Source organism: Pseudoalteromonas sp. (assembly GCF_041629635.1).
Taxonomy (GTDB): Bacteria; Pseudomonadota; Gammaproteobacteria; order Enterobacterales; family Alteromonadaceae; genus Pseudoalteromonas.
In genome coordinates this window covers 1-9,744 of record NZ_JBFKMX010000133.1, presented here as the reverse complement: position 1 = coordinate 9,744, position 9,744 = coordinate 1, and the positions used below count along the sequence as shown (strand labels likewise).

At 37.9% G+C, this 9,744-nt stretch carries 9 protein-coding genes; 5 read left to right on the top strand and 4 right to left on the bottom strand.

Features of this window, described 5'->3' with window-relative positions:
* From ABYD77_RS15385 to ABYD77_RS15365, 5 genes are all read left to right on the top strand, one after another.
* On the top strand, positions 1 to 2,301 hold a 2,301-nt coding region (locus tag ABYD77_RS15385), incomplete at its 5' end, for an ABC transporter permease (RefSeq protein ID WP_372771003.1).
* Positions 2,302 to 2,432: 131 nt separating this feature from the next.
* Positions 2,433 to 2,936 carry a flavodoxin family protein gene (locus ABYD77_RS15380; RefSeq protein ID WP_372771002.1) on the top strand — a complete coding sequence of 168 codons (504 nt, stop codon included), beginning with the start codon at positions 2,433 to 2,435 and terminating at the stop codon, positions 2,934 to 2,936.
* Positions 2,937 to 2,946: 10 nt separating this feature from the next.
* Positions 2,947 to 3,756 (top strand): arylamine N-acetyltransferase, encoded by an 810-nt coding sequence (locus tag ABYD77_RS15375; protein WP_372771001.1) that lies wholly within the window; start codon positions 2,947 to 2,949, stop codon positions 3,754 to 3,756.
* Positions 3,757 to 4,184: 428 nt separating this feature from the next.
* Positions 4,185 to 4,601, top strand: coding sequence for a VOC family protein (locus ABYD77_RS15370; RefSeq protein ID WP_372771004.1), 417 nt, complete (start codon positions 4,185 to 4,187; stop codon positions 4,599 to 4,601).
* A 101-nt stretch (positions 4,602 to 4,702) separates the two neighbouring features.
* The gene (locus ABYD77_RS15365) at positions 4,703 to 5,992 is read left to right on the top strand and encodes an MFS transporter (RefSeq protein ID WP_372771000.1); all 1,290 of its coding nucleotides are present in this window, start codon (positions 4,703 to 4,705) and stop codon (positions 5,990 to 5,992) included.
* A 78-nt stretch (positions 5,993 to 6,070) separates the two neighbouring features.
* On the opposite strand, the gene ABYD77_RS15360 is transcribed toward ABYD77_RS15365, so the two are convergent.
* The 4 genes from ABYD77_RS15360 to ABYD77_RS15345 form a co-directional block, all read right to left on the bottom strand.
* A complete protein-coding gene (locus tag ABYD77_RS15360; RefSeq protein WP_372770999.1) occupies positions 6,071 to 7,309 on the bottom strand; it encodes a diguanylate cyclase in 1,239 nt (412 codons plus the stop codon).
* Positions 7,310 to 7,716: 407 nt separating this feature from the next.
* Entirely contained in the window at positions 7,717 to 8,994 is a 1,278-nt protein-coding gene (locus tag ABYD77_RS15355) for a M56 family metallopeptidase (RefSeq protein ID WP_372770998.1), read from the bottom strand.
* Entirely contained in the window at positions 8,991 to 9,368 is a 378-nt protein-coding gene (locus ABYD77_RS15350) for a BlaI/MecI/CopY family transcriptional regulator (protein WP_372770997.1), read from the bottom strand. Before ABYD77_RS15350 ends, ABYD77_RS15355 begins: the two co-directional genes overlap by 4 nt.
* Before the next feature lie 105 nt (positions 9,369 to 9,473).
* A partial coding sequence (locus ABYD77_RS15345) for a hypothetical protein (protein ID WP_372770996.1) occupies positions 9,474 to 9,744 on the bottom strand: 271 nt, incomplete at its 5' end.

Here is a 9,744-nt window from a genome sequence, read left to right as displayed (position 1 = left end):
GATGTGGTGATAAGTCAAAAACAAGCGCTTAATGACACACAGTTTACACGCGTAAACCAAATCGCATCCAAGGTGGTGGTGACACAGCAAATTAACACCACGCTTACCCATAACGGGCAGTATCAACAGGCTCAGTTAAAAGCAGTTGGCAGTGATTACCCGCTGCAAGGAGAATTAATCAGCTCAGCTTCATTACAATCAGAGGGGGAAGTAAGTAAACATGGCCCTGAGCCAGGCACTATTTGGCTTGATGCACGCTTACTTGCCAGTTTAGCAATTTCCCCAGGCGAAAAGCTGCAAATTGGAAATCAGAGCTTTAGAGTTGAGCGAGTGCTTCAACACGAACCCGACCGATTAATGGAAGGTCATTCTGTTGCAATGCGCGCAATGATAAATCAACACGATTTAACCGCGCTTAATTTTGCTGATGACTTAGTGCAGTATCGCTATTTAATCGCTGCCAATACCCAGCAACGCAATGCTTTAATTGCATGGCATAAAACACATTTACCAGCGGCTCAGATCTTTCACAAACAAGGTGAGCATCCGCTTGCACGTTTTTGGCAACGTACTGAAAATTTTATGGGACTTGCCTCGATTATCTTATTTTTTATGGCGGCAATCGCGATAGAGCAGTTAGCACAAGTGCAAATGCGAAAAGAGCGCTACTTTAGCGCACTATGTATGAGCCTAGGTGCAAGCAAAGCAAGCTGTATGCAAATTTCGCTGTTTAAATGGTTTATTGGTGTACTTGTGCTGCTGCCAGTTGTGCTACTGTTGTCGATGGCTGGGCACTATTGTTTAGTTCAGTTTTTAACGAGCACCTTTACAAATTTAACTTGGCATTGGCAGTTGCAACCAGCACTTAAATCAGTGACTGCAGTGATGATTATTTTTGCTATTTTTCAAGCGCCAGTATGGTTTGCACTAATTAAAAATAGTGTTGCAAAGCAATTTATTGGTCATAGCAATGCAATGAGTACTGGCCTAAGTAAAGTTGCGAGTATCTTAGTACTGTTTATTGTGGCATTTATCTATTCTGATAACGCGCTTTTAACCGCCATGATGTTAATTGCAGTGCTTTCAACTGTGGCGATTATGTTGTTAATGAGCTGGGGGGGATTAACTTTTGGTGAAAAGGTCACATCTCAGTTTTCAGGCTTAGTGCCTTTTTCATTATTTATGATGAAGCAGCGTTTAGTCAGTAAAAGTACGCAAATTTTGGGCGTAGGGCTATGTGCATTTTTATTACTATTTACCCTGATGTTATTACGCGACCTTGGTCAAACAATGTCGATGTATCAACGCCAGCATGACGGCAACGTATTTATCTCTCAAGCTAGCAGCAAACAAATGGGGTTTATTGAAAATTGGGCAGCTGAAGAAGGCATTAAAGTTAGACAAGTAAAACCCTACCTTAATGCAAAGCTCACTCATATAAATGATTTATCGCTCGATGAGTTTAGCGATAAACCAAGTGATAGTTTGGCAACGTTTAGCCATGCAATTCGTCTTCACTGGAATGAAACGGTACCAAGCAATAATCGTTTAGAAAGCGGTAAATGGTGGCAAAAAGAGACGCAAAACTGGCAGCTAGTATCTGTTGAGCAAGAGGTAATGACAGACTTAGGGCTTAAGCTTGGCGATACACTGACATTTTATATTAATCAACAAGCGTATGACTTTACGATAAGTGCAAGCCATGCGTTTAAACCGGGCGCAGGCTCTATCACCTTTTGGGTGCAAATACCGGAACTTGCAACACAGTTTATAGATGCGCCGCATTACACTATGGCCAGTATTGAACTTGCAGATACTCAATGGCAGTTACTTGCACCATTGTGGCAGCAGTTTCCTACCTTGCGTATGGTAAGTTTAAAAGAAATTACTGCACGTTTTGATAAAACATTGGCGATGGTTACTCAAGTAATAGCAGGCTTTGCAGTAATGATTGCGCTGTTAGCCTTGGTGGTGATTATTGCTTCTATTAAAGCGGTTGAACCAAAAGAGCAGAAGAAAAATAGCATTATTTTAAGCTTTGGCTTTACCCGAAAAACCTGTTTACAGTTAAATATAATTGAGTGGTTGGTCACCGCGTTTATTACCGCGACAGGTGCAATTATCGGCACCTATTTAGCGGGGCAACTGATTTATAAATCACAATTTTCACTTAACTATGTGCCAGATTTTATCTGGCTTGGCATGACGTTAGTTTGTATCTTAATGGTTATCACTGGGATCGGTGTTTTTGTCAGTAGAAAGCACTTAAATAGCTCAATTCGCTCACTGCTTGCTGAGTAACATCTGTTTGCAAGAGTTCATGAGGCACTCTTAGATAAATAGAGTGCCTTGAAATTTATTAAAATAGTCCTTTACCTCAACTATAGTTGAGATTTTAAAGTGCATGGAAATTTTAAAAAGGACTGCCAAACATGACAAAGTTAGTTTTATTTTCAAGTGCAAATAAGCAAGGTAATACCGCGCAATTAATTGAGGAAGTTGCAAAACATCATAGCTTAGAGGTGATTGATATTGATGCTCTAACAATTACCCCTTACAACTATCAAAATAATTACCCAACAGATGATTTTTACCCGTTAGTTGAGAAAATATTGGCAGCAGATAAGTTAATTTTTGCTTCACCAGTTTATTGGCACGCACCAACAGCAACAATAAAAGCCTTAATTGATCGCATTACTGAACTTACCGATGTAAAGGCCCTTAAAATTAAAGCACGCTCTCTTGCACATAAGCCGGCATTTGTAATGGCAACTTCGGCAAGTGATGAGTTATGCCCCATTTTCAATGGCTTTTTTGAGAAAGTGTTTGCCTATTTTGATATGCAGTATTTGGCACATTTACATGTCAGCTGCCGTGAAGGATTTAATTTAGAAGATAACGTGTTAGCCAAATTTAATACTGTTTTAAATAAATAGGACATAAGCGATGGAGCAATTAGTCGAAAAATATTTAACTCAATTAAACATCAATACATCGCTTATTGGGCTTTCACTTATCAGCCATATTAAAGCGCAGCATATTGCAGCGTTACCCTTTAGCAGTAGCAATGTGATTTTAAATGCTAACTTATCACTTGATGCACAAGCCTTATTTGAGCGCCTAGTCTTTAATAAAACCGGCGGTTACTGCTTTGAACATAACAAAGTAATGTATGTGGTATTAAAGCAACTTGGCTTTAATGTTAGGCCTCTCATTACTCGAGTGTTACTTGATGGTAACGAGGGCAATGGCCGATTACACCGTGTTACCTTATTAGAATTTGAAGGCGAAAAATACATTGTAGATGTGGGTTTTGGCGTTATGAACCCACGTTTTATTGTGCCGCTAAAAAATGCCACTATTGATACCATCAGCGGGCGTTACACCATTAAAGCAATGGCTAATAATCATTATCGGCTTGAATATACACCAACAAATGCAGAGCCTATTACCCTATACCGCTTTGATTTAGCTGAGTTTACAGAAATGGATTGCAATATTGGGCATTTTTATAGTTCACAATTCGAAGGAGCAGCATTTGTGAATAACCTTGTAGTATCTCGCGTTATGGAAAACGAGCGGGTGTTAATTCGCAACCGTGAAGTTACTTTTTTTGATGATACTGAAAATGAACAAGCTGTGTATCCCATCACTTCAGCACAGCAATTGTATTCATTATTAGTTGAGCATTGCTTACTTGATATCTCATTTTCTGAAGCAGAAATACTTTATCGGTTTATAAATCGAGAACGATAATTCAAAGCAATTGACCTATTGCTAAAAAACAAAAGCGGCTTAGGCCGCTTTTGTAGTTTTAACGATTAAATTGTCAGACACCTTATTTAATATCTAGAATTAGAGCGTGTTGAGCTTTTCTGTCAATTTCTGCGGCAGTTTGTTTGGTATTTAGACAAGGCAGAGCGATTGTAGTGTAGTATTCTACATAAATGAGCGATAAAGACTTTGTGCTCCTGCAAAGTCACCTTACCCTACATCCATGTAGGGCAACATAGTATAAATGCAAAACAAACGCTGCCAGTTAGGTTCATCCCATAGCGTTATGTTTTTTACTTTTGTTCACTAAGCCTACCAAGCGACGCCGTGATCAGAATGCTATGGATTTGAACAGAATTTAGACCGAAAAGGTTAACACGCTCCGGCATTCAAAATCGTTTAGAACTTCTATAAAACAGACTATTGTACACGTTGCGCTTGTTGTTAAAGATTACGATGAAGTAATTGATTTTTATGTAAATAAGCTCAAGTTTGAGCTGTTAAAAGACAGCTGTCAAGCTGAACAAGATAAGCGCTGGGTGGTAGTGGCCCCGCCAAACTCACATGGGGTAGCCTTGTTACTTGCAAAAGCATCTAAGCCAGAGCAAGCACCGTTTATTGGCAATCAAGCTGGTGGCAGGGTATTTTTATTTTTAAATACCGATGACTTTTGGCGTGATTATGAACGTATGAAAGCAATTGGTATTCACTTTATTCGTGAGCCTAAAGAGCAGCCATATGGCACTGTTGCAGTATTTGAAGATTTATACGGTAATCGTTGGGATCTGTTGCAATTAAATGCCGATCATCCAATGGCGAATAGGTAAATATTGCTTGGTGCTGCAGTTATCTGTTTGATCGGTTAGTGTAATCACCGCGTAGTATTACTGAAACAACCTTATTAAATAGCCTTACCTTAAAAGGATCTATGCCTTATTTTTCAAAGTTAAACGATAAACTCCATGCAAAGCTAAACACCAATAAACACGTAAAGTGTAGTGCACTCAGTGATAACGCATGCCAAGTGCAGCATAGCAATTATCTGCTTTTTTTAATGGCTTTAGTGTTTAGCAAAATCGCCGACGCGCTTACAAGTGCAAAAGTAGTATTGCCTTGGATGATGGCAAGCACTGGCGCACCGGTGTTTCTTACATCGCTATTAGTGCCAATTCGCGAGTCAGGCTCGATGTTGCCGCAAATTATGCTTGGCGCTTATATTCGCCGTTTTCCCACACGTAAACACTTTTTGATTTATGGTGCGATACTACAAAGCGCAATTGTAATTGCCTTATTGTATGTTGCGCTTAATTTTACAGACATCAGTGCTGGTATCGCTATTGTGTTACTCACAGTGGTGTTTAGCTTGTCCCGCGCAATTTCATCTATTGCCAATAAAGATGTGCTTGGTAAAACTATCGATAAAAGTAAACGCGGAACGCTCTCAGGTACTGCTGCAAGTATCGCAGGCTTAGCAAGTATAGTTTTAGCTGTGTTCTTATATTTTCGTGATAGTGAATTGGGTGGTGTAGATGTTTTACTCGGATTTGGAGCCTGTTGTTTTTTGTTAAGTGCGCTTAGTTTTGGTGCGATTAAAGAGTTTGTAGGTAATACAGATAAACAATCGGATACTAAATCGGTTCTTAAAAGCAACTTGTATTTGTTAAAAAGCGACCCACAGTTTCTTCGTTTTGTGATGGTCAGAAGCTTAATGATAAGCTCAGGCCTTGCTGCGCCCTATTTTGTTTTAATGGCGCAAGCCAACCAAACCTCAAGCCATGTTTCGCTTGCCGGTTTAATTTTACTCGGTGGTATTGCAAGTTTTATCAGTGGTCGTATTTGGGGAAAGTTGGCGGATAAAAACAGTAAATCTTTAATCACCTTTACTGCATTTATTAATAGTGTAATTTGCGCGGTTGCAGCGACACTAATGTGGCTGAATGAAAATCATAGCCTGTATTACTTAGTGCTATTCTTTTCATTGCAGGTGGTACATGAAGGTGTTAGACAAGGGCGTAAAACCTATTTAGTTGATATGGCACAAGGCAATAAGCGCACCGATTATGTTGCAGTAAGTAATAGTTTAATTGGCTTGGTGTTAATTATTTTGGGTTTTGTTGCAGGGGTGATTGCCCAGTTTTCGCTGGTGGCAGTAATGTTGCTTTTTACTGTGTTGAGTGGCCTTGCTGTTGCTATAAGTTTTAATTTTAAACGCGTTTGATCGATTCCTCTACCGCAACCCTTTATCAACTCATCACCAATTATGACATTTTTAGTTAAACGCAATAGACCAGAACACCTAAATGAGTTGGCATTGATTTCTTCCCAAATTTTTTGCCTTATACAAAGCTTCATCAGCTCTAGCCACAAAACTTTCTAGAGAGGTGTCTTCTTGGTCTAGTTGGGTAACTCCAATGCTTATAGTGATATTTTTCCCTTTTAACTCGTCAATTTCCAAATTTTCGATTTGCTGCCTAAGAATTTCCGCTTTTATTGCAGCCTCATCGGATGAGGTATGGTCCATAACGACAATAAACTCTTCACCACCATACCGGATTGTCAAGTCACTAGCGCGCATAGCTTGCTTTATTACCTTGGAAACAGCCTTTAACACAATGTCACCTACAACATGGCCATAATAATCGTTCACCTGCTTAAAATGATCTAAATCTAAAATCATCAGACTTAAATCTGTCCCATAGCGTTTACTTGATTGAATTAGTTTGTTCAACTCCACTTCCATGAACTTTCTGTTTGAAAGCCCTGTAAGTGGATCTGAAATTGATTCTACCAGAGCTTTGTCACGTTCCTGTTTAACTCGTTTAAAATCCCCTTGCAGATTTCGGCTTTTGAAAGTGGCTTTTTGAGCCATTTTGTTGAAAGCTTTACTAAGAATGCCAATTTCGTCACCAGTGTTTACTTGAACCGGAATAAACTGTTTATCAATTTCAAAAGCTTTAACTGAAGTGGTCAAATTATGAATTGGTTTTAGAATTGTTTTGGAAACGATTGAAGCTATGAGCAGCAATACAATAGCAAAAAAAATGGATTCTAAAATAAAGAACAGGCGTATACTTTCCTGTAAATTGATGAAGTCTAACTTTTGCAAGGTTCGTTTTTGAATGAGGTTATTATTAAAGGTTTGAAGTCTTGACCTTATTTCGTCCATAAACAATTTTCCCTTATCGCTATTAACGATAGCAAGAGACTCATCAAACCTTTTGGCATAGTGTAAATCGATAGTACTTTGCAACTCGGAAAACTTTTGACTCATTAGCTTTTCAATTTGTAACAACATATCTTGTTGTGTTTTATCAGATCTCGTTAATTGTTGAAGCATTTTTAAATTCAAATTTGCATCAGCAACTCCTCTATTGAAAGGCTCTAAATAATCGTTATTACTCGTTAATAAGAAACCTCTTTGCCCTGTTTCTGCATCGAGAATATTGGTTAACAGGCTTCCTTTTAACATTAGCAGGTCATTAGTTATGGTTACTCTTTCAAAGTCTTCTAATGACTCATTTTCTAAATAAATCATTATTCCAAAATTAACGGAGCTCAATAACAACAAACTAATGAAAAAAGCAACTACCCGAGAGCGTAAAGTGTAATTTGAAAAAAACATTATCTAACAAAAAGTTGGACTTTATACCTAGATAATAGATGAAGCTCTTTATAAGATAAAGTTTAAGTGTAAGTACATATATTAAAATTAGTTTTTAAGTATTTATACAAGTCTAAAATCGCTAAAAATAGAGATACTCATTGAGCCAAGACTTGCATTTTGTAAGTTGATAATGGTTTTGCAACGCCTCCTCTATCTAAGGATAGCGTTACATTCGCTACTAGACTCAAAACAACTTGCCAAATTAAGTCTAACCACAACAGATGAAATTGAATGATTCGTCATAAGCGAATCGATTCAACCACTGTTGGCACAACAACTTATTCCGGCTTTTTTGCCTTGCTCGGTACAAAAGAAATTGCATAGGCGTTTTCGCTTAACTGATAGTTGTCAATTTCAATTTTTGCTTGTTGGTTAAAGGCAACGGACAATTTTGGTTTTGCGACAATTTTTCTACCGGAAGCTGTAACTTCAAGTATTTCGATTTCAACGTCAGCAACATCGCTTCGCTGAGAAACTTTAAAGTTGAAATGAAATTTATCACTAATTTTAAATGCTGCTTTTTCGTCAAAATTGATCCACATGGCCATTTTTGAGGAATGAATGCTTGGTTGATTGGTATCAGTGCGATCTGTCACATTCAACTCAAAGTTAACAAGCGCACCTAAGTCATTAGGTTGATGATTATTATTTGGTGTTGCTAGGGCAACTGTGTGCCAAGTCATTAGTAATAAAGCAGTTGTGATTGTCAGTGTATAAACTAGTTTGTTTTTTATTGTCATTTCTCTTTGCTCCTTGAGACGCTTTAATCGTTGAATATTGTTATTTTTGTTTGATGTTGCAGTGCAATTGAATGATAAATTTTGGCTTTGATGATTGTGTAAAATTAACTCTGCAAAATCATGTTGGTATTTGGTTTGGCCGTATTGTTTAGCACATTGTTCATCACACAGAGCTTCGATATAAAAGCGGGTATGTGCGCATACTTTTTTAACTAGTGGGTTCCACCAAAAAAGGCTTTCCATTAGGGTTAATAGCATTAGGCGTAAGTTATCTTTTCTTGTTTGATGGGTTTTTTCGTGATTAATAATCAGTGCTAGCTGATTAGGTTGGGATATAGTATTAGCGACCACAATCTTGCTGGTAAAAATGCCCATTAGCATGCCGCTTGGTACATTATCTGCACGATATACCGAAGTATTAAATTGCTCGGAGAGCGCGCTACAATAGCGGAATGATTTACTACTTTTGATAATTGCTTGTCTACTTAATTGATTTTTTAAGCGCGTAGCGAAGATACATAAGCCTATTAAAAAACAGGCAAATAGCGCAATTGAACACAACTGCTGATAATCGATTAAATAGCGGTTTAAATTATCTTGTTGTTGGCTAATCGTTGTAAGTGTTTGTGACAAAATTACAGGGCTTACCAAGTTATTTGAAGACAGTATTTCAGCTAATATTGGGTAAGGTAAAAGCCAAACAGATAACGCAAATACCGTTAGTGAGTAATTAACGTTATTTGATCCATGCGTAAATTTTAATAAAGCCAGTGCAAGCAAAGTAACAAAGGTATTTATCACCAAATAAACAATCATTTCCCTAAGTCCTTTTTGCGCTCTTTTAAAATGGATTCTAAATACTCAATATCATCCATGGAGAGCTCTTCTTGTTCTAAAATATGCGCCGCGAGTGGGCGGCTTTTTCCAAGAAACACTTTATTTATAAAATCTTTAATTAATGGCACGCTGACTGATTGCTTTTCTGTGGTTGGTGCATAAAAAATTGTACGACCATGGGTCTTGCTGCGTTTTAAGCTGCCTTTTTTCTCAAGTCTATCGATAATGGTTTTAACGGTGCTGTATTTTACATCTCGCGTTTGGGCAACCAATTTATGTATTTGAGGTGCGCTGGCTTCTTTGTGTTGCCAAAATAGCTGCATCACTTCTAGTTCAAAATTTGAAAGGGCCATAAGTTAATTGTATATCTACATTTGTAGATATATCATATCTCTACATGTGTAGATGTTGCAAACGTTTTTTCTATACATAACTGCACATCAGGTTATGTAAATTTATTAAAGCGCGTTTAATTCATTGATCTGCTTTAAAGCAGCATCTAAGTCATTTGCAAAAAAGTGGGGCATATCGAGTTTTTCAAACATGCGATGAATTTGCTGTTTAGAAATGTTTTCACTGAAGCTGTCGCTAAGAATGGTGGTGTCTGAAAGCACATTGTGTTTTTTGCGCCATAAAAAATGTTGTTCAAGGCGTGCAACTACATCTGGCATAAACAAGGTTTCGCTTCGTAAAATCGCAATATGTCGCCATGGTGCACCATTAAAGCTT

Bases quoted from the DNA above. Each gene is read 5' to 3' on its own strand.
- ABYD77_RS15360 (WP_372770999.1), bottom strand. From the start codon at position 7,309: ATGATTTATTTAGAAAATGAGTCATTAGAAGACTTTGAAAGAGTAACC.
- ABYD77_RS15380 (WP_372771002.1), top strand. From the start codon at position 2,433: ATGACAAAGTTAGTTTTATTTTCAAGTGCAAATAAGCAAGGTAATACC.
- ABYD77_RS15350 (WP_372770997.1), bottom strand. From the start codon at position 9,368: ATGGCCCTTTCAAATTTTGAACTAGAAGTGATGCAGCTATTTTGGCAA.
- ABYD77_RS15355 (WP_372770998.1), bottom strand. From the start codon at position 8,994: ATGATTGTTTATTTGGTGATAAATACCTTTGTTACTTTGCTTGCACTG.
- ABYD77_RS15365 (WP_372771000.1), top strand. From the start codon at position 4,703: ATGCCTTATTTTTCAAAGTTAAACGATAAACTCCATGCAAAGCTAAAC.
- ABYD77_RS15375 (WP_372771001.1), top strand. From the start codon at position 2,947: ATGGAGCAATTAGTCGAAAAATATTTAACTCAATTAAACATCAATACA.